The sequence below is a fragment of the Streptomyces laurentii genome, assembly GCF_040635425.1.
In the GTDB taxonomy this organism is placed as follows: Bacteria; Actinomycetota; Actinomycetes; order Streptomycetales; family Streptomycetaceae; genus Streptomyces; species Streptomyces laurentii.
In genome coordinates this window covers 16054-35827 of record NZ_JBEYHT010000060.1, presented here as the reverse complement: position 1 = coordinate 35827, position 19774 = coordinate 16054, and the positions used below count along the sequence as shown (strand labels likewise).

17 protein-coding genes are annotated in these 19774 nt (G+C 71.6%); 5 read left to right on the top strand and 12 right to left on the bottom strand.

Annotated elements, in window-relative coordinates; genetic code table 11:
- Window positions 1-161 precede the first annotated feature (161 nt).
- From ABZ693_RS29090 to ABZ693_RS29080, 3 genes are all read right to left on the bottom strand, one after another.
- Complete coding sequence (locus ABZ693_RS29090) at window positions 162-698, bottom strand: DUF4240 domain-containing protein (protein WP_359883243.1); 537 nt, start codon at window positions 696-698, stop codon at window positions 162-164.
- A gap of 278 nt (window positions 699-976) precedes the next feature.
- Complete coding sequence (locus ABZ693_RS29085; RefSeq protein ID WP_359883286.1) at window positions 977-1927, bottom strand: hypothetical protein; 951 nt, start codon at window positions 1925-1927, stop codon at window positions 977-979.
- Between the two features lie 262 nt (window positions 1928-2189).
- On the bottom strand, window positions 2190-3173 hold the full coding sequence (locus tag ABZ693_RS29080) for a helix-turn-helix transcriptional regulator (RefSeq protein ID WP_359883240.1): 984 nt from the start codon (window positions 3171-3173) through the stop codon (window positions 2190-2192).
- A gap of 124 nt (window positions 3174-3297) precedes the next feature.
- Between ABZ693_RS29080 and ABZ693_RS29075 the strand changes: the two genes are divergently transcribed.
- Both ABZ693_RS29075 and ABZ693_RS29070 read left to right on the top strand, forming a co-directional pair.
- Window positions 3298-4101: an ABC transporter ATP-binding protein gene (locus tag ABZ693_RS29075; protein ID WP_435842575.1), complete on the top strand. Its 804-nt coding sequence runs from the start codon at window positions 3298-3300 to the stop codon at window positions 4099-4101.
- Window positions 4101-6626, top strand: coding sequence for an FtsX-like permease family protein (locus tag ABZ693_RS29070; RefSeq protein WP_359883284.1), 2526 nt, complete (start codon window positions 4101-4103; stop codon window positions 6624-6626). Before ABZ693_RS29075 ends, ABZ693_RS29070 begins: the two co-directional genes overlap by 1 nt.
- A gap of 83 nt (window positions 6627-6709) precedes the next feature.
- Here the strand turns inward: ABZ693_RS29070 and ABZ693_RS29065 are convergent, their stop codons facing one another.
- Complete coding sequence (locus ABZ693_RS29065; RefSeq protein WP_359883234.1) at window positions 6710-7276, bottom strand: TetR/AcrR family transcriptional regulator; 567 nt, start codon at window positions 7274-7276, stop codon at window positions 6710-6712.
- A gap of 99 nt (window positions 7277-7375) precedes the next feature.
- Between ABZ693_RS29065 and ABZ693_RS29060 the strand changes: the two genes are divergently transcribed.
- Window positions 7376-8281: an alpha/beta hydrolase family protein gene (locus tag ABZ693_RS29060; protein ID WP_359883232.1), complete on the top strand. Its 906-nt coding sequence runs from the start codon at window positions 7376-7378 to the stop codon at window positions 8279-8281.
- Window positions 8282-8374: 93 nt separating this feature from the next.
- On the opposite strand, the gene ABZ693_RS29055 is transcribed toward ABZ693_RS29060, so the two are convergent.
- The 8 genes from ABZ693_RS29055 to ABZ693_RS29020 form a co-directional block, all read right to left on the bottom strand.
- Window positions 8375-8995: a hypothetical protein gene (locus ABZ693_RS29055; RefSeq protein WP_359883230.1), complete on the bottom strand. Its 621-nt coding sequence runs from the start codon at window positions 8993-8995 to the stop codon at window positions 8375-8377.
- A 358-nt stretch (window positions 8996-9353) separates the two neighbouring features.
- Complete coding sequence (ligA, locus tag ABZ693_RS29050; protein WP_359883227.1) at window positions 9354-11399, bottom strand: NAD-dependent DNA ligase LigA; 2046 nt, start codon at window positions 11397-11399, stop codon at window positions 9354-9356.
- Window positions 11400-11566: 167 nt separating this feature from the next.
- On the bottom strand, window positions 11567-11689 hold the full coding sequence (locus ABZ693_RS29045) for a hypothetical protein (RefSeq protein WP_359883225.1): 123 nt from the start codon (window positions 11687-11689) through the stop codon (window positions 11567-11569).
- Window positions 11690-11697: 8 nt separating this feature from the next.
- Window positions 11698-11994 (bottom strand): hypothetical protein, encoded by a 297-nt coding sequence (locus ABZ693_RS29040; RefSeq protein WP_359883223.1) that lies wholly within the window; start codon window positions 11992-11994, stop codon window positions 11698-11700.
- Window positions 11995-12506: 512 nt separating this feature from the next.
- Window positions 12507-13178 (bottom strand): DUF6308 family protein, encoded by a 672-nt coding sequence (locus ABZ693_RS29035; RefSeq protein ID WP_359883221.1) that lies wholly within the window; start codon window positions 13176-13178, stop codon window positions 12507-12509.
- A complete protein-coding gene (locus tag ABZ693_RS29030) occupies window positions 13175-14344 on the bottom strand; it encodes a VWA domain-containing protein (protein ID WP_435842574.1) in 1170 nt (389 codons plus the stop codon). Before ABZ693_RS29030 ends, ABZ693_RS29035 begins: the two co-directional genes overlap by 4 nt.
- Before the next feature lie 253 nt (window positions 14345-14597).
- Window positions 14598-15842: an acyl-CoA dehydrogenase family protein gene (locus tag ABZ693_RS29025; protein WP_359883219.1), complete on the bottom strand. Its 1245-nt coding sequence runs from the start codon at window positions 15840-15842 to the stop codon at window positions 14598-14600.
- Between the two features lie 195 nt (window positions 15843-16037).
- On the bottom strand, window positions 16038-16250 hold the full coding sequence (locus tag ABZ693_RS29020) for a hypothetical protein (protein WP_359883216.1): 213 nt from the start codon (window positions 16248-16250) through the stop codon (window positions 16038-16040).
- A gap of 193 nt (window positions 16251-16443) precedes the next feature.
- On the opposite strand from ABZ693_RS29020, the gene ABZ693_RS29015 reads away from it, so the two are divergent.
- Window positions 16444-18636, top strand: a complete 2193-nt coding sequence (locus ABZ693_RS29015; protein ID WP_359883214.1) for a SpoIIE family protein phosphatase — start codon at window positions 16444-16446, stop codon at window positions 18634-18636.
- 60 nt (window positions 18637-18696) lie between these two features.
- Window positions 18697-19707 carry a PHP domain-containing protein gene (locus tag ABZ693_RS29010; RefSeq protein WP_359883278.1) on the top strand — a complete coding sequence of 337 codons (1011 nt, stop codon included), beginning with the start codon at window positions 18697-18699 and terminating at the stop codon, window positions 19705-19707.
- The last annotated feature ends 67 nt before the right edge of the window (window positions 19708-19774 follow it).

Genomic DNA, 19774 nt, shown 5'->3' with positions numbered 1-19774 from the left:
ATCGTGTCTCGGCCCTGACCACCTGCGCCGTGATCCGCTCGTCGACATCGACGTTCGAGGCGACGGCCCCGATAGCGACTTGTCCACTATCCATCCCGAGAAGACAGGAGCGCAGAGATGAGCGCTCACACGCCCTGGGCGGAGAGGCGTGGAGCTTCCGCCTACTCCGGATAGAGAGCTGCCAAGCGGGGCAGCCTGCGAGTCATTTCCTCGTGGTCATCGAAATCGAAGTTCCAGGTGGGGTCCAGCTCCCGGTGGGGGACGGTAGGCAGGCTCGCGGGGAGCTGATCACCGGTCGCCGAGATGTGTGCGTTCCAGGCGATGCCCAGCATGTCCTCACCCTCCAGGTCGACGCCGTCGGCTGCGGAGGCTTGAACGATGGGCAGCTCTGCCAGGGCATCGGGGTCAGCGACTACGCGTTCGAAGACTTCACGGCCCTGAGCGATCAGCCAGCCGCGAAAGTAGTCGAATCCGTCGTCAGAGCACCCACCATGGGCGATGTAAGCAGCGGCCCACAGAGGATTGGAGTAGGAGTCAACCATCAGGTCCCACAGAACCCGCTCAGCTGCGACGATCTCCTCGACCGGTCGGGAGGCCAGCAGCAAGGTCGCCTCGCGAGCGACCGCCTCGCCGTCGTTCGGGTTGGACGCCTGATGGCGGGCTGCCTCAATGAGCTGCCAGAACTGCTGCTTGTTCATGGAGGCAGACCCTGCCACCCGGTACTGACAATGGGCCCCTCGCAGGGTCTTGGCCCATCAGAGCAGCCGCCTCGGTCCTGTCAGCGCGTGGGATGGCCCGGTGCATATCGACTCCAGGTTCCTCCGGCTCCGGTGACCAGGCGAGCGGCTGTCCCGTCGTGGTAGCCGAGTGCCTTCGCAGGGAGGCGACCTAAGGGTTCACGCCTCCTTCTCGCCGGTGCTGATGGCGTACTTCCTCGCGATCTCAGAGACCTGCCGATCCGGCTCAGGTCGGACCGTCACCATCCTCGGTCGTAGATCGCCCGCAGCCACGGCTCCCTGACGGCGGGCATCCGCGCGAGCGTGTGCCGGAACGCGGCGTGGGACGGTCCGATCGGGTACGCCGGGTGCGGTGGCAGTGGATCGTCCCGCTCCGCCCCTGCCGGCAGCCCGCCGACCGCCGGCAGCCGGGTCCGGTGCGGCGGGAAGGCGAGTTCGGACCAGAGCGCGGCATCCGTCGGTACGGGCACCGCGCCGCCGCGCGGCTGCCACACCTCACCGGTCTGTGGGTGGACCGGCACCAGCACCAGGTCGGCGGCACGCTCACCGAATCCCGGCCCCGCCAGGTCCAGCCGCTTCGCGCCTTCCCCGGCGGGCATCAGCGCGCCGAGCGTCCGGCCGAGGAGTTCGGCGACCGGCCCGGGCGCCGCCTCGACCGGCTCGCCCCCGGCGGCGACCACCACCTGGGCGAGCGCCGCACCTGCGGGGATGTCCCGGAACGCGCTCAGCCGGTGCCACAGCGCGTCGGTGGCCAGCAGTTCCGTCCAGTCCATGACCGGAAGCTCCGGTGGGGCGGGCAGCCGCACCACCGCCTCGGGGTCGAGCAGGACGACCTGCCAGCACCCGCAGTCGTCCATCCTCGTCGCGACCGGCAGGTCGCAGCCCACGCAGGCGAGGTTCGGCCCGTCCCGCCCGTCGATCCCCATGCAGTACCCTGCGGCCCGCTCAAGGATCAGCCGGGTGCCGCGCAGGTCGCCGGGCGCGAGGAGAACCGTCCCCGTCGGCCCGTACGACAGCGCGCCGAACGGCGCGAACCACCCCCGCTCCGCCGCCTCGGACGCCCCGACCTCGTCCTCCTGCCGCCACGGCGGACCGTACGGCTCGGGATCGACGGCGTAACAGCCGGCCTCCAGCAGGGGTGGGTGCAGGGTCTCCCAGTGCGCGTCGGTCCAATGGACCGGCAAGGCCACCTCCGACACCGCCGCCGTCAGCACCGCGCCACAGCCCGCACACCCGAACACCGCCAACCCGTCCCCTCCCGCCGCCGAAACCCCTGCATCCCACCAAGCGGGCGGACCGGGAGCAACGGGTTTTCGCGCGACGACGCCCCTGAGGGGCACCGCCGTATCCCCAGGTCTGAGCCGGGCTGAAGCCCGCCGGCCAGAGATCTCCCACCGGACGATCCCAAAGGCCCAAGACATACGGCGTCAGTCGCTGCTCCACGCCGGAGGGTCAGATCCAGCCCCGTTCCTTGGCGAGGAGCCCCGCCTGGAAGCGGTTGGCCGCGCCGAGCCGCAGCATGATGTCGGCCACGTAGCGGCGGAACGTCCGCAGGGACACGCCCAGTTCGCGGGCCGCCGCCTCGTCCTTGTCGGCGCGGGTGAGCGCGTCCAGGACGCGGTGCTCCAGGGCGGACAGGGCCGGTGTCCGCGCGGCGAGGTCGTCCTCGGCGGGAAGCTGCCGGCCGGTGTCCCAGACCTGCTCGAACCAGGCCACGGTGTTGGCCACCACCCCCGGCTGGCGGACGACGAGCGTCGACTCGTAGTGGTCGGCGGGGTCGACGGGGACCATGGCGACGCCCCGGTCCCAGATCGCGAGCCTCCGGATGGCCTGCTCGGTGCGGCGCACCTCTCCGCCCAGCGCCTCCAGTTCGCGCAGATACGCCAGGGTCGCGGGGTCGGCGAGCGCCTGCCGCGTGACGACGGTGCGCCAGCGGATGCCGCGGCGGAGCATCCTCAGGTCCGAGGTGCGGGCCTCGTCGATGCTGTGGGGGTGCCACGGTGACGGGAGCAGCGACATGTGCTCGCGGAAGGTGAAGAAGGCCAGATCGGTGAGGCGTTCGCGGATCGCCTCGGGCCCGTCGACCCGTTCAATGTCCTCGCTCGGGGATCGGGCCTCGCCCTGCTTGTGGTCGTCGATGAGGGTGGCGATCACGGCCCGGGTGGCGAGCACTTCGTCGGTGGCGGACTTGAGTTCCCCCAGGCGCTGTTCCACCAGCCACTCCACGGCGACCGCCGGGTCGGAGACCAGGACGGTGTGCCGCTCGGAGAGCCTGATCAGGCTCCGCTCCTGTAACGCTTCCAGCCCCTCGTCGACGGTGTCGCGGTCCCAGCCGAGGGCGCCTCCGGCGGACTCGGCCCCGCGCTCGGGATGGCGCAGGAAGTAGCGGTAGAGCCGCAGGTGCTCGTCGGACACCCCGACCGATGTCAGGCTCATGATTCCGTTCTTCCCCCCGGGGCGCGTCCTTCTGGCTTGCCCGTTGGCAGCATGGTGTCAGCGGCCGCCCTTTCTGACCCTAGCGCAGTGATCAGCGGCACAACAGGCTGGACGCATGCCCTGGATCTTCTCTTCGGCGGGCCGCACGACGGCGCCCGCATCCTCAGCCCTTTCCCCCGGCTTCCGCTCCGGCGAGCCCGCCCCCGCGGTCCGGCTCGACGCCGTGAGCAAGGTGTACGGACGCGGCGCGAGTGCGGTGCACGCGCTGCGCGGCGTCGATCTCGCCATCCCCCGGGGGAGCTTCACCGCCGTGATGGGGCCCTCCGGCTCCGGCAAGTCGACGTTCCTGCAGTGCGCCGCCGGCCTGGACCGGCCCAGCGGCGGCACCGTCTGGCTTGGCGACCAGGAACTCACGGCCCTCGACGAGACCGCCCTGACCCGGATGCGCAGGGACCGCGTCGGCTTCGTCTTCCAGGCCTACAACCTGATGCCGTCGCTGACGGTCGAGCAGAACATCACCCTCCCGCTGCGCCTCGCGGGGCGCCGGGCCGACTCGGACTGGCTGGCACGGATCACCGACCAGGTGGGGCTCACCGGTCGGGGCGGGCGCCGGCCCGCCGAACTCTCCGGCGGCCAGCAGCAGCGGGTGGCGCTCGCCCGCGCGCTGGTCACCCGGCCCGAGGTCGTCTTCGGCGACGAGCCGACCGGCGCGCTGGACACCATGACCGCCAAGGAGGTGCTCGCGCTGCTGCGGCGGACCGTGGACGACCTGGGCCAGACCGTGGTGATGGTCACGCACGACCCGATGGCCGCCTCGTTCGCGGACACGGTGCTGTTCCTGGCGGACGGGCGGATCGTCGACCGGATGGCCGCGCCCACCGCGGAGCGGGTCGCCGACCGTATGAGCCGCCTGGGAGCGTGGGCGTGATGCTGACTCTCGCGCTGAGTACGCTGCGGGCCCGCAAGGGGGCTTTCGCCGGCGCTTTCGTGGCCCTGCTGTTCGCCGCCGCTCTCGTCACCGCGTGCGGGGCGCTGTTGGAGACCGGGCTGCGCGGGACGATTCCCACGGAGCGGTACGCGGGAACTCCCGTACTGGTCACGGCCGATCAGGAGCTGCACTGGACGAAGGAGAAGAAGGGCAAGACCAAGGAGAAGTCCAAGCCGCTGACCGAGCGGGCCTGGGCGAAGGCGGACCCCGCCCTGGTCAAGCGGCTCGCGGCCGTGCCCGGCGTTCGTGCGGTGGTCCCCGAACTCACCTTCCCGGCCCATGTGATGACGGACAAGGGTCCGCTCGCCAAGGGGGCGTCGTGGGGCCATGCCTGGGAGTCGGCGCGGCTCACGCCGTTCGCGCTGCGCGACGGCCGGGCGCCGAAAGAGGCGGACGAGGTCGTGGCCGACGCCGGCAGCGGGCTGCGCACCGGCGCGAAGGTGACCGTGCAGTCGACCGGGGCGCCCTCCGTGTACGAGGTCGTCGGCATCGCCGCACCGCCGGGACGCGCCGCCCTGGCCCGCCAGTCGACGCTGTTCTTCAGCACGGAGCAGGCGCGACGCCTGGCCGGACGCCCGGGGCAGGTCTCCGCGCTCGGCCTGCTGACGGCTCCCGGCGCCACGGTGAGCGAGGTCCGCGCCGGGGCCCTCCTCGCGGTGTCCGACACGCCCTCGCTGAAGGTGCGGTCGGGGGACGAGCGCGGGCCCGTCGAGTTCATCGACGCCGACAAGGCACGGGTGAGCCTGATCAGTCTGGGCGGTGCCATGGGCGGTACGTCGCTGCTCGTCGCCCTGCTGGTGGTGGCCGGGACCTTCGCGCTGTCGATCCAGCAGCGGGCCCGGGAACTGGCCCTGCTGCGGGCCGTCGGCGCGACACCGCGCCAGCTGCGGCGCGTGGTGGGGCGTGAGGCGCTGGTCGTGGGGCTGCTGGCCGGGCCGCCCGGGGCGGTCGCGGGGCTGTTCCTGGCCCGCTGGATGCACGGGAGGTTCGTGGCCGTGGGAGCGCTGCCGGACACCTTGGAGCTCACCGTGAGCGCGTTCCCGCCCCTGGCCGCGGTGCTCGCGACGCTGCTCGCCGCGTGGGGTGCGGCGCGGGTGTCCGCCCGCGGGCCGGCCCGGATGCGGCCTACGGAGGGGCTCGCCGCGGCGGCGCTCGGCTCGGGGCGTACGCCGGCCGGCCGGGTCGTCGCGGGTGTCCTGGCCGCCGTCGGGTACGTCGTCCTGGTCGTGGTCCTGTCCGGGCTGGAGACCGACGCGGCGGCCACTCCGGTGACCTTCCTGTCGGTGATCGTCGCGGCCGCGGCGATCGCGCTGCTCGGCCCGTCGCTCGCCCGGGTCGCCACCTGGGTGACGGGCGGGATCGCCCGGCGGCTCTCCCCGGCCTCCGGGTTCCTGGCCGCGCAGAACACCCGGGCCGACGCCCGGCGCGTCGCGGCCGTGGTCACCCCGTTGAGCCTGGCCGTGGCGATGGCTTCGACGATCTTGTTCACGCAGACGACGTCGAGTCACGCGGCGGGCGAGCAGGCCGCGTCCGGTACGCGCGCCTCCTACGTCCTCGCCGCCTCGGGCCCCGGTGTCCCGGCCGCGGCCGCGCGGGCCGTGCGCGAGCGGGTGCCGGGGACGACGGTGACGGAGGTCGTCCCCACCACGGTGCGCGTCGGTCAGGACAAGTTCGCGGCCCAGGGCGTGAGTTCACCGGGCCTTCCCCGGACCCTCGACCCGGAGGTCACCGCGGGCACGCTCGCCGCGATGGACGACGGAACGGTGGCGCTCAGCGACCTGGCGGCCCGTACCCGGCACGCGCGGGTCGGCGACCGTGTCACCGTCACGCTCGGCGACGGAGTCGAGAAGGACCTCACGGTGACCGCGGTCTACGCACGCGGCCTCGGCTTCGGCGATCTGCTGCTCCCCCACCGGATGGTGGCGGCGCATGTCGACCGGCCGCTGTCCTCGTCGGTCCTGGTGGCCGGCGCGCCGAACCGGTCGGCGCTCACCGCCGCGCTCCGTGACTTCCCCACGGTCCGCGTCCTGGACCGGACCGCCGTGGCAGCGGCGCGGCGCACTCAGGAGGGCGCGCAGGCCCAGGTCAAGTACATCGCGATGGGGCTCGTGATCGCGTTCACCGCGATCGCCGTGGTCAACACCCTCGTGATGGCGACGTCCGCCCGGCGCCGCGAGTTCGCCCTGCTGCGCATGATCGGCACGACCCGCCGTCAACTGCGCGCGATGCTCCGCTGGGAGACACTCACCATCACGCTGCTCGCGGTCGTGCTGGGAGCGGCGGTGGCGGGCGCGACCCTGACCGCGTTCAGCCTGGGCATGACCGGCGCCCCGACACCGTACGCCCCCCTCGTGCCGGGTCTCGCCGTCATCGCGACAGCCGTGCTCCTGGCCTTCGTCTCGACGGCCCTGCCGGCTCGTGCCGCGCAGCGGAACGGAACGGGGGCGCCGACCGAGGCTGGGTGAACGCCCGATCGCCGACGCCCTTCTCCGGGCCGTGTCCGCCGCGTGTCATGGGGGCGTCGGCTCGCTGCCGGCAACGCGCGTGGTCATGCCTCCAGCCAGCAGCCGGCGAGCAGCCGGTCCACCATGGCGCGGGCGTCTTCCCGCTCGTAGCCGGGGCCCAGGACGCAGAGGTTGCCGATCGCCCGCATCAGCACGTACGCGTTCACGCCGGGGTCCAGCCGTCCGCGAGCCACGGCGGCGTCGATGAGCAGCCCGCACGCCGGTACGAGCTTGTCGAGCATCAGGGAGTGCAGGGTGTGGAGACCAGCCTCCTCTGACTGCAGGGCCGCCCCGAGCCCGTGCTTGGTGACCAGGAACTCGACGAACGCGTCGGTCCACCGGGACAAGGCGCCCCTCGGGTCGGGCGAGTCGGCCAGCTCGGTCGCGAGGGCGGCGCACTCGTCGATCTGGTGCCGGTAGACGGCGATGACCAGCTCGGCTCGATGGGGAAAGTGCCGGTACACGGTCCCCAGGCCCACCTCGGCGCGGCCGGCGATGGCACGAATGGGCGCGTTCACGCCCTGCTCGGCGAACACTTGGGCCGCTGCCGTCAAGAGCGCCTGATGGGTGCGCTGGGCCGCTGCCTCCCGGACGCCTCCTTCTCGCGACATGACTTCTCCTTGATTCGCGGAACACCGTTCCGCTAAAGTCCCGGAACATCGTTCCGCCAAGTATGCGGTACGCGCCCCTCCGTGAGGAATCCAGCGCACATGCCTGTTCTCGCACAGCCCCAGACGATCGCGATCAAGCCGATCACCGTTCCCACCGACGGTCGAGACGTCGAACTGCAGGTGAAGGTGACTGCCCCCGTCCAGGGCGCCGGCCTGCCCGTCATCGTGTTCTCCCACGGCAACGCGTGGTCGATGGACGGCTATGAGCCGCTGGCCGACCGCTGGGCCGCCGCGGGCTTCGTCGTCGTCCAGCCCACGCATCTCGACTCCCGCCGGTTCGGCATCGGGTTCGACGACCCGCGCTTCGGCACCATCTGGCGGGTTCGCATCGCCGACCTCCATGGTGTGCTCGACCACCTCGGCCACGTCATGGAGCAGGCCGGGCTCACCGCCCGAGTCGACCCGTCACGCGTCGGGCTGGTGGGGCACTCCTGGGGGGCCCAGACCGTGGGCGCGCTCCTCGGTGCCCGCGTCCTCGACGACGCCGGCGACCCCGGGGAGGACTTCTCCCGCGAGGACATCAAGGCCGGCGTCCTGATCGCCGCGACCGGAACAGGGGACTCCCTGACTCCGTTCGCGAGCGAGCACCTGCCCTTCATGAGGCCGGACTACCGCACCATGCGTACTCCCGCGCTCGTCATCGCCGGCGAGAAGGACCGATCGACGATGTCCACCCGAGGCCCGGACTGGTTCCTCGACGCCTACCACCTCAGCCCCGCGCCGAAGCGGTTGATGGCCGTACCGGACGGCGAGCACACCCTCGGTGGCATCGCCGGGGAAGCCGTGGCCGAGACCACCGACACCGACCCCGCCCGCGTCACCCTCGTGGCCGACGCGGTCAGCGCCTACCTGTTCGACGCTCTCGACGTGGACACCCACGCCTGGTCCGCGTTCCGCGTGGCAGCGGAGACCGAGCGGAGGGCATCGCTGCGACGCAAGGACTGACGTCCGTACCCCTTCCCTCCCGACCCCTCCCGACCCGCGGCCTCGGGCGGGCACAGGCCGGGAGGAACCGCGAGTCCCGCACGGGAGAGCGCGTCAGCAGGCGTCGACCTTGAACACGGGCGTCCAGGAGCCGCTGCGGTCCTCCGAGTAGGCGCCGGGTGTGGTGTAGATGAGGTTGCCGCCGCTGCCGTACATACGGGCCCGAGTCCCGGAGGACTGGTTGTTGCTCCACGAGCCGTTGCCGGACCAGCCGATGGACAGGGGCGTGTCGCTGCACCTCATCTGCCGCTTGACGACGCCGGTGAAGCCCTCGCCGCTGTACGCGCAGAAGGTGTAGCTGCCGCAGTCGGCGGGCGGGGCCAGAGTGCCCGTGTTCCGCGTGGCCGGTGCGTCCAGGTCACGGGCCTTGGACTCGCCGGGCAGCGGGACCAGCAGGTCGACACCGCCCGGCAGGGTGATCTCGTTGGCGGCGGTCTGGGTACCGCCCTCAAGGGCGAGCTGCGCGTCCACACTGTCCTGCAGTACGCGCGCCTGGGCCGCGGAGAGACCGGCGGCCCGGGCCTGCGCGGCGAAGTCACCTGCCCGGGGAGCGGCGGACGTGTCCGCGGAGGCCTGCCCGACGGCGGCGGCGGTGCCGGCCAGGACGACGCTCGCCACCAGCACGGCGGCGCGCCGAGGAACGCGGGTGCGGGTGTGGGTGAGAAGTGCTCGCATCAGGACTTTCCTTCCGTCGGCCCGGGACCGTCCCCGGGCATGGATCGCATCGGCCGCGCCGGTTCGCCGTCCGGCCGAACCGCGAGCTCCGCGGCGGACACCATCCTGGGAAGAAGGCCTGCAGCGAACCTGCAGGGAATCTGCAATCCGCAGGCCCGGCGGGGAAAGCGCACTCACCCGGCTGTGCCCCTGTCGAAGTCGATGGCCTGGGGGGGTGTCGCCACCGGGATTCGGAGCACCGCTTGACCGATGATCAGGAACCTGACGAACGGTGTCGACATCCACACCCGCGTCGCCGACACCTGGGCGAGCGCCCCGACCGCCTCCGGCGGGGGCGGAGACAGGGCCGGGGCGTGGGTCAGGAGAGGTGAGCGCCGAGCAGATCGGCGAACTCCTGCTCGCTGAGGATCTCGGTGCCGAGTTCCTCGGCCTTGGCCAGCTTGGAGCCGGCCCCCTCGCCGGCCACGAGGATGCCGGTCTTCTTCGAGATGCTGCCGGAGCTCTTGCCGCCCGCGCTCTCGATCAGCTCGTTCATCTGGTTGCGGTTGCGTCCGGCCAGCGGGCCGTGCATCCCGCCCGTGACCACGACGACCTTGCCCTCCAGCGGCTTGCCGCCCGCGGCGCTGTTGCCGGCGGTGGGTTCGTCCATGTTCACTCCGGCCTCGACGAGCTTGTCGATGACCGGACCCATGACGGCGATGTGCGCGGCGATTTTCGGCGCGTTCGCGCCCGGGAGCTTGTTGACCTCGGCGAGTGCCTCCGGGGTGGCGGCGCGGATCTCGTCCATCGTGCCGAAGTGGCGGGCGATCTCACGGGAGAGGGTGCGGCCGGTCCGTACGATGCCCAGCGCGCAGAACACCCGGTTCAGGGGCTGCTGCCTGGCCTTGTCGAGCTGGGCCAGCAGCGAGTCGGCGCGCTTCTCGCTCCCGGTCGCCTGCGCCAGCTGCTCGCGGGTGAGGAAGAACAGATCGCCCAGGTCGTCGATGAAACCGGCCTCGACGAGCGCCTCCAAGTAGGTGACGCCCAGTCCCTCGATGTCGAGCTGGTCGCGGCCGACGGCGTACTTCAGGGACGGCAGCAGGCCGCAGGAACCGGTCACACCGCCCGCGCACTCCCAGCGCTCACCCGACTTGTCGATGTCGCCGCCGCACTGCGGGCAGACCTCGGGCAGGACGATGTCGGTCTCGGCCCCCGTGCGCAGCGCGGTGACGGGGGACTCGATCCGGGGGATGATGTCGCCGGCCTTCCAGACCTTGACGGTGTCGCCGATCTTCAGGCCGCTGTCCCGGATGAAGGCCGGGTTGTGGAGCGTGGCGTAGGTGACGACGCTGCCGTCGACCTCCACCGGCTCCAGTACGGCGCGCGGCGCGATGATCCCCGTGCGGCCCACGTTCCACTCCACCGAGACCAGCCGGGTCTGGGCTTCGACGGCCGCCAGCTTGTAGGCGATCGCCCAGTGAGGGTGGCGCGTGGCGAAGCCGGCGGCCTCCTGCTCGGCGAAGTCGTTGGCCTTGATCACCACGCCGTCGATCCCGAACGGCAGCTCGGGCCGCAGCTCCTGGATCTCCTCGACCCGGGCCTGGACCTCCGCCGGCGTGGAGTACACCCGCAGGCCGACTCCGCTGCTGCCGGTGGTCTGCACTCCCAGGGCGGCGACCTGGGCCATCACCGCCTCGTGGCTCTCCCCGCTCAGGAAGTCGACGCCGTCCAGTCCCACCGCGCCGTAGGCGAAGAACGTCGTCTCGATCACGTACGGGCGGTCCTTCGCGCGCAGGGTGCCCGCGGTGCCGTTGCGGGGGTTGGAGAACATCTTCGCCTTGTGCGCGAGGCGGATCTCGTTGGCCTTGTCGAACTGGGCCCGCGTCAGCAGGACCTCACCACGGACCTCGACGGTCACGCCGTCCGGCAGCCGTGCGGGGAGGCCGACGATCGTGCCGATCGCGTGGGAGAGATCCTCGCCGCGCGCGCCGTCACCGCGGCCTATGAGCTGCACCAGCCGGCCGTCGCGGTAGCGGGCCGCGATCGCCGCCCCGTCCAGCTTCGGTTCCACCGCGTATCCACCGGTGACCGGTCCGCCGATCCGGCGAGCCAGGGACTCGTCCCATTTCTCCAGGCCGGTCGCGTCGAAGACGTTGTCCAGGGAAAGCATGGGCACGGTGTGCGCGACGTCCCCGGTGGGTGCCACGCCGCCGCCGACCTTGTCGGTGGGGGTGTCGGCCCGCTTGTGGTCGGGGTACGCGCGCTCGTAAGCGGCGATCCCGCGGGCGAGAGCGTCGTACGAGGCGTCGGCAAGGGTGGTGTCCCCGCCTCCCTCGTACTCCGCGTACGCGGCAAGGGCCTGGTCGACCGCCGTGTCGTAGGCGGCTCGGTCGGTCAGCTGGACAGTGGGCGCAGCAGTCGTCATGCGGCGATCCTTCCGCAGGGGTCTGACAATCGGCCGAGGCTGGGACGGACACAGGTGAACGTCTGCCCCCCAGGAAACCGGACCCGGCTCCTTGAGGCCTGATCGATCGGGACGCCCCCTCTGCCGGCTACCTGGGAACGCAGCCACCGCAGGTCCTCCAGGTCGCCTCACACCTCGGGGAGTTCGGGGTGGGCGGAACCACCGACGCACAGCCGGGCGGCGACGAGCCGTTCGGTCGCCTCGACGGCCTCGGTGATCCGGGCCGCCTGGTCGAGTCCGTTGATCCGCACGTGCTCGGTCAGGGTGTGTCGCCGGAGTAATAGAAGCGGCAGCTCACTCCTGGGCCGGGCGTGCGGGGTTCGCCGGGGCGCGGGTCGTACAAGGCGCGGCCCCCGGGCCACCGGGAGAGTTCGGTGCTCAGGACGGCGCCGTCGTCGACCTCCTCGGTCCGCCACCCGTCGATGTCCAGCAGCAGGCCGTCCAGCGGGCCGCCGACCAGCTCGGCGTAGGTCCGGTGCGGGACCGGACCGGGATGGGGGTCGTCGTGTTCCGCGCCGTAGACGCGGCCGTTCAGCAGCTGCTCGTCTCCGTTCATCCGATCAGCTTTCCAGCCGCCACTGACAACGAAGGCCCGGAGACGACGTGTGGCTCGGCGCCTCAGTCCCGCCGGATGCTCCTACCTCGTGGAGCAGGCCGGAGGAGGGGTGCGAGTCAGCGGTGCAGGAGCAGTTCGACGGCCTCGGCCACGTACTCCGCGCCGAAACGGAAGTGGCGGCACAGCACCACGTGGCGTTCGTACGCCTCCTCGGTGAGAGGGGCGGCACGTGTGGCGAGCAGGCGCAGGAGCAGCCGGTAGCCGAGGTCGGGGTCCGCCCGGGTGATGACTGGTCAAGTGGTTCGAGGGATGCAGCCATCTCGCCGGCGAGGGCACTCAAGCCGAAATCGCCCTCGAACAGGTACTCCTCGCGCCGCCGTGTCATGGTCGGCGTCGACTCCTTCGTCTCAAGCGCGGAGCTGGTGACTGTCGGCACTCATCAGAGAGATAGATGGCATTTTGCTACAGCGCAGGTCACGGGGCTCGCGCCCTCCGGGTGCGACCGACAGGCGTCAGGTCCCGCTACAGCCTCTCTGCTGATGATCCTTACGATGATGCATCCACAGCACCACGTCGCAGACCCGCAACACGCTGACGGTCGCGGGGAGGTCGGCGGACTGCCGTAGGGCCATCAGCTCGCGGTGCAACGCACGGTTGTCTGCACGCAGCGCACCATGCAGGTCAAGCCAGAATGACTTGGGCCGACCAAGAACGCAGCGAACGACCTGATCGTAGACGGGCAGCAGCCGCGGCCGCTTCCGGGCAAGGAGCTTGCCTGCCGTCACCCACCCGATTCCGGACTGGTCGCGGAGAACGCGCCAGGCGGTGTGGGCCGGCGACCCTTCGTCCAGGTCGGCAGCCTCGGCCTCGGCCATATCGATGTCGAAGCGAACTCTGCTCAGCAGCTTGGACATCCGGACTCCAAGGTCGCCTTCAAGAAGGTCGACAGCGACCCGCGCGGGAATCCTGACCGACAGGGTCTGGACGGCAATCAGGTCGTCAGCGGTCACTGTGTTCGCGACCGCCTGACGGTCCCCTCCGCCGGCCAGATGCTCGAAACGACGACCCGTGAACGGCGCCGTCTCATCGAGCAAGCCGGTGCCGAAGTAGCTTCGGAGATCGGATACGGCCTGATCAGAGGTAATGAGGCTGTTCAGACGCTGCGCGAGCGGCGGCTGACTCAACGCCGCAACCAGGTGGCAAAGGCGTCGACAAGACCGGCGTAGAACCGCTCCTCGGGCACCGATCCCGGATTCTTGCTCGCGTCGTAGAAGGCGACGTTGGCGAAGGTGGCGGAGGCCGATGCGTTGAGGTTCTTGTAGAACGCGAGCTTGCCACGACCGAACCCGACGAACAGCCAGAAGACACCAAGTGATGCGGTGTTCTGCAGCAAGGAGCGAACCTCGGCCTTGTCCCAGGGTTCGTCACCGACCTGGGTCACGATGAAAGCGGGATCGGCGGCACCGGATTCCTGGTAGTGCCCTACGGCACGACGCATGGCGTCGGCGACATTCCCCGACCCCCAGTCGACCTGGGTATGCAGCTGTCCGATACGACCACGGTAGTTGTCCAGCCGGATCTCCTCCAGGAAGGGTTCCGGCCCGCTGGAGAAGACCACGGGCACCGTGCCGTCGTCATCGAGGGTGGCCGACAGCGCCAACACGCGCTCGGCGAAGGCCTGCACAGCGAACGACTCGTACAGCTCTTCCATGTGCCAGTCGTGATCCAGGATCAGGTACACCGCTGCCCGCCGGTTCACGACGTCCCGGTCCACAAGAGCCTTGCCGGCATGGCGTGCCGGGGTCAGCAGCCCGGGGGCCATCCGTTCGACCTTCGACAGGTCCACCGCAGGCCCCGCAGAACCCGGAACTCGGCGTCCTTGAGTGGGGAGTGGCGCAGGGGTCGCGGCAGGCTCGGATTCCACATCGACGCCGTAGTCGGTCGCGAGACCGGCCAGACCAGAGGCGTAGCCCTGTCCCACCGCGCGGATCTTCCATCCCTTGTCCCGCCGGTAGAGCTCCGCCAGAACCACGACCGTCTCCCCGGACGTGAAGTCCGGCGCCGTGAACGAACTGGCCGGCGAGCCTGTCTGGGTGATCGACAGAAGCGGCGCGCGGGTGAAGACCGCGCCCGGCTGTAGCGGATCAGCGCTCGCCACGACAACCAGTCTGTCCACGTCGGCCGGCACGCGCGCAAGGTCGGCGGTGATGGCCGAGCCGGCGAGGGATACGCCATCTTGGGCCGGGTGGTTGTAGAAGACCAAGTCGTCGTCGCTCCGCACCCTGCCGTCCGCTCCGAGCAACAGCGCCGAAACGTCCGCGGCCAAGCCGTGCACCGACACCGCCAGCATCACCGGCGCCGTCAGCAGCCCGGCGTTCTCCCCTTTTCGCAGCGACGTCGTCTGCGTCCTCGCCCCCCTTGATCACCGAGAGGGAAACGGTAGCCCCCTGATGCCCGGCTGTCCCGGCTGTCCCGGCTGTCCCGGCTTTGGACAGAATTCTCCTCTGCCGAACCATCCCGATTTCGGTTGGCACGAAAGCGGGATGGTCGGCGCGAGCTGACGTCGTCGGCCAAGCGAGCGAACCGAGCCTTGTCACACGGCGTCAGCGGCGGACGCGGGGCATGCCGAGGCCGATCCAGGAGATGATCTCGCGCTGGATCTCGTTGTTGCCGCCGCCGAAGGTGAAGATGACGGCGGAGCGGTAGCCGCGTTCGAGTTCGCCGTGGAGGACGGCGCCGTGCGAGCCCTCCTTGAGGGCGCCCGCGGCGCCGGTGATCTCCAGGAGCGAGGCGTAGGCGTCACGGCGCGCCTCGGAGCCGTACACCTTGACGGCGGAGGCGTCCTGCGGGGTGAGAGTGCCGTTCTGGACGGCGTTCACCATCTGCCAGTTGAGCAGTTTCATCGCGTCGAGGCGGGTGTGGGTGCGGGCCAGGGTGCGGCGGACCCAGCCGAGGTCGAGGACGCGGCGGCCGTCGGCGAGTTTGGTGCCGGCGGCCCAGCGCCGGACGTCGTGGAGGGCGCGGATGGCCATGGTGCCGTGGGCGGCGAGGGTGACGCGCTCGTGGTTGAGCTGGTTGGTGATCAGCCGCCAGCCCTGGTTCTCGGCGCCGACCCGGCGGGAGCAGGGGACGCGGATGTTCTCGTAGTAGCTCGCGGTGGTGTCGTGGGAGGCGAGCGTGTTGATGAGGGTGCACGAGTAACCGGGGTCGCTCGTCGGGACGAGGAGCATGGTGATGCCCTTGTGCGGCGGGGCGTCCGGGTCGGTACGGACGGCGAGCCAGACCCAGTCGGCGGTGTCGCCGTTGGTGGTCCAGATCTTCTGTCCGTCGACGACGTAGTGGCCGTCCGTCTCGTCCCCCTCGCGCACGGCGCGGGTCTTGAGCGCGGCGAGGTCGGTGCCGGCGTCGGGTTCGCTGTAGCCGATGGCGAAGTCGATCTCGCCGGAGAGGATCCTCGGGAGGAAGTACGCCTTCTGTTCGTCGGTGCCGTAGCGCATGATCGTCGGTCCGACGGTGTTGAGCGCCATCAGCGGCAGCGGTACGCCGGCCTGCGCGGCCTCGTCGAAGAAGATGAACTGCTCCATGGGCGTCAGGCCCCGCCCGCCGTACTCGGTGGGCCAGCCGACGCCGAGCCAGCCGTCGGTGCCGAGGCGGCGCACGGTCTCGCGGTAGAAGCGCTTCTGGGCGTCGAGGTCGGCGAAGCGGGCGTGAGTGTCCCCGATGCCGTCGGAGTCGCCGGTGCCGGCCGGATCGCCCGTACCGCCGGAGTCCCCGGGGACGAGCGTCGCGAAGTAGGCCCGCAGTTCGGCGCGCAGGCGGTGCTGGGCGGGCGTGTAGTCGAGATGCATGGCGTCTCCCGTGGCTCGGCGCTCCGCGCGGTGCGGCCAGCCACGGTAGAACGTGTTCCATAAAGGGGGAAGGCCCGTGCGCCTGCCGGTGGCGTACGGGCCTTCCCGTCCTCTCCCCGCCCCGATCACCGCCCCGAATCGCCGCCCCGATCACCGCCCCGATCGCCGCTTGGGAGGCGGGAAGGCGGCAGGGGCTCAGGGAAGGAGTTCGTCGAGTGAGGCGCGCGCCCCCTTCTCCTGCATACGGCGTTCCGCCCACTCCAGGTTCTTCGGATTCACGTCACGCCCCGAGGCGAGAACGAGGTCCTCGGCGGTGAACTCGCCCTCCGACCCCGCGTGCAGCAGCTTGTCGGGCGTGGGCACCTCCCCCTGGACCCCCCGGGACATCTTGTCGGTGTCTCCGCTCATGGCGCCTCCTGGTGTTCCGCAAGGTTCCGCAGGTAATGGCCATTCTCGTGGCCGGGCCCGGGTCCCGCATCCGGGGCACGCGTCCCGGCCGGAGGGAGCCCTCCCCCGGTATCGGGGTCCCTTGCGGAATCGGGCGTACGCGGTGCTGTCGCCGACATGGCGTGTGCGGGGGCCCGGCTCGACAATGAGGAGGATGACCGATGACGAGCACAGTGCGCGCGGCGGTGAGATCGGGCCCGCCGAGCGCCTCGCCATGAACCGCACCGGCAGCTTCGACTGGGATCTCGACACGGACACCATCGATGTCGACGACGCGGGCCTGCTGGTCCTCGGGGTGGCTCCGGACGGTTTCGACGGGCGGCCCGCGTCGCTTCTGCGCGCCCTGGAGCCGGCCGAGCAGGCCCGGCTCGACCGTATGGTCCAGGACGCCATCTCCGGCGGCCGTTCCTCGTACGCGGCCCACATACGCCTCGACCCGCCCGGCGGTCCACCCCAGTGGACGCATGTGCAGGCCCGGATCCTGCGCCGGGCGGACGGGGCGGCGCACCGGGTCGTGGGGATCGTGCGGGACGCGACGACCGAGGTCACCAACTCGGAGTTCATCCTGAACCTGGCCAAGCGCCAGGAGGTGCAGACCACGATCGTGCAGCGCACGACGTACGCGCTGTCGCGGGCGGTGACCGTGGACGACGTCACGGCCGCGCTGACCGGTCCGGCCGGACTCGGGCGACTGGGCTCGGACGGTCTCGCGCTGGGGCTGCTGGAGAGCGGTTCGCTCAACCTCATCGCGCTGAGCGGCGAGGGCCTCGACGTCTTCGGCGAATTCCGCACCCGCCCGCTGGAGCGGGGGCTGCCGCTGGCGGAGGCGGTGCAGAGCGGCGTGGCCCGGTTCGTGTCCGAGTTCCCGTCGCACGTGGAGGAGGACTTCCCGGCGCTCGCCCCGTACCTGCACCGGATGCCGTACCGCTCCGCCTGCTATCTGCCGCTGGTGGCGCAGGCCCGCTCGCTGGGCGGGATGGCGCTGTTCTACCGGCGGCGCAGCCGCTTCAACCCCGACGAGCGCAATCTGCTGCTCGGCCTCGCGGCGATCGTGGCGCAGTCGCTCCAGCGCGCGATCCTCTTCGACGAGGAGCGGGAGCTGGCCACCGGGCTCCAGGCGACGATGCTGCCCCGCGTGATCCCGAGGATCGAGGGCGGCGAGATCGCGGTGCGCTACCACGCGGCGTGGAGCGGACGGCAGGTCGGCGGCGACTGGTACGACGTGATCCCGCTGCCGCGCGGGCGGGTCGGGGTGGTCGTGGGCGACGTGCAGGGGCACGACACGCACGCCGCCGCGATCATGGGGCAGCTGCGGATCGCGCTGCGGGCGTACGCGGGCGAGGGCCATCCGCCGGCCACGGTCCTGGCCCGGGCCTCCCGCTTTCTCGCGGAGCTGGACACCAACCGCTTCGCGACCTGTACGTACGCGCAGGTCGACCTGGCCGGCGGCACGGTACGCGGGGTGCGGGCGGGGCATCTGGGGCCGCTGATCCGGCACACGGACGGGCGGGTGGGCCGGCCGAAGCTGCGCGGCGGGCTGCCGCTGGGGCTCGCGACGGTCTTCGGCGAGGAGGAGTTCCCGGAGACGCGGCTCGACCTGGTGCCGGGCGAGATCCTGGTGCTGTACACGGACGGGCTGGTCGAGCAGCCCGGCACCGATCTCGAGGCGGGGCTCGCCGAGCTGGTGGGGGCGATCGGCAGCGGACCGCCGGAGGCCGAGGCGCTCGCGGACCATCTGTCGGAACAGCTGTGGGAGCGGTGGGGCGCCGGGGACGACGTGGCACTGCTGGTGCTGCGGCGCAGTCCGGACCCGGGGACGCCGCGGGCGCCGCGGATCCACCAGTACATCCACCAGGCCGATCCGCAGGGCCTGTCCGACGCGCGGTCGGCGGTGGGCCAGACGCTCGTCGACTGGGGTATGCCCGAACTCGCCGACGACGCCGAGCTGTTGACGGGCGAGCTGCTGGTGAACGTCCTGCTGCACACGGAGGGCGGGGCGGTGCTGACCCTGGAGGTGCTGCCGGAGCCGGTACGGCGGGTACGCCTGTCGGTGCAGGACCGGTCGAGCGGCTGGCCGCGCCGGCGCACCCCGGGCGAGGCGGCGACGTCGGGGCGCGGGCTGCTCATGATGGACGCGATCGCGACCCGGTGGGGCGTGGAGCCGCGCGGCGAGGGCAAGGCGGTGTGGTGCGAGCTGGAGCCCGCCGGCCCGGACAACGGAAAGGGCCGGAACGGCCCGAACGGCGACGACGACGGCGGGACCGGGGACAACGCCGGCGCGCAGGCCCGGGGCACGGCGGAGCGTGCCGCGTGCCAGGCCGAGGACTGGATCGAGGACGAGGACTGAACCGGCGGCCGGCAGGCGAGGGCGACCGGCCGGCGGTCACGGGAAGGGCGGTGTGTGCCGATGGACCCGGCGGCGGCGCTGGACCGGATCGCGTTCCTGCTGGAGCGCGGGCAGGAGCCGACGTACCGGGTCCGCGCCTTCCGTACGGCCGCGGCGGCGGTGACGGCGCTCGGCCCGGAGGAGGCGGCGCGGCGGGCCCGCGCCGGAACCCTGGAGTCGGTGAAGGGCATCGGTCCGAAGACGGCGGCCGTGGTCCGCGAGGCGCTGGCGGGGCGGGTGCCGGAGTATCTGGAGCGGCTGGAGCGGGAGATCCCGGTGCCCGAGGTGTCGGGCGGCGAGGAGCTGCGGGCGGCGCTGCGCGGCGACTGCCATGTGCACTCGGACTGGTCGGACGGCGGCAGCACCATCGAGGACATGGGGCGGACGGCGGCCGGACTCGGCCATGAGTGGATGGTGCTGACGGACCATTCGCCGAGCCTGAAGGTGGCCCGCGGACTGTCCGCCGACCGGCTGCGCGGGCAACTGGACGTGGTGGCCCGGCTGAACGAGGGGTGGGCGCCGTTCCGCCTGCTCACCGGCATCGAGTGCGACATCCTGGAGGACGGCTCGCTCGACCAGGAGCCCGAACTGCTCGACCGGCTGGACCTGGTGGTGGGGTCCGTGCACTCGAAGCTGCGGATGGACGCGCGGGCGATGACCCGGCGGATGGAACGGGCGGTGCGCAATCCGCTGATGGACGTGCTGGGGCACTGTACGGGCCGGCTGGTGAGCGGCGGGCGGCTGCGGCCGGAGTCGGAGTTCGACGCGGTACGGGTGTTCGCGGCGTGCGCGGAATCCGGCACGGCGGTGGAGATCAACAGCCGCCCCGAACGCCTCGACCCGCCGCGCCGGCTGCTCCGCGAGGCGGTGGCGGCCGGGGTCCGCTTCGCGGTGGACACGGACGCGCACGCGCCCGGCCAGCTGGAGTGGCAGATCCTGGGCTGCGCGCGGGCGGAGGAGTGCGGGGTGCCGGCCGAGCAGGTGATCAACACCTGGCCGGCGGACCGGCTGCTGGACTGGGCCCGGGGCTGAGGGCGCGGGCCGGCGGTATCGCGGGCCCCTGAAGGTGCGCGGCGAGTTCGGCCGAACCGGCCCGTAC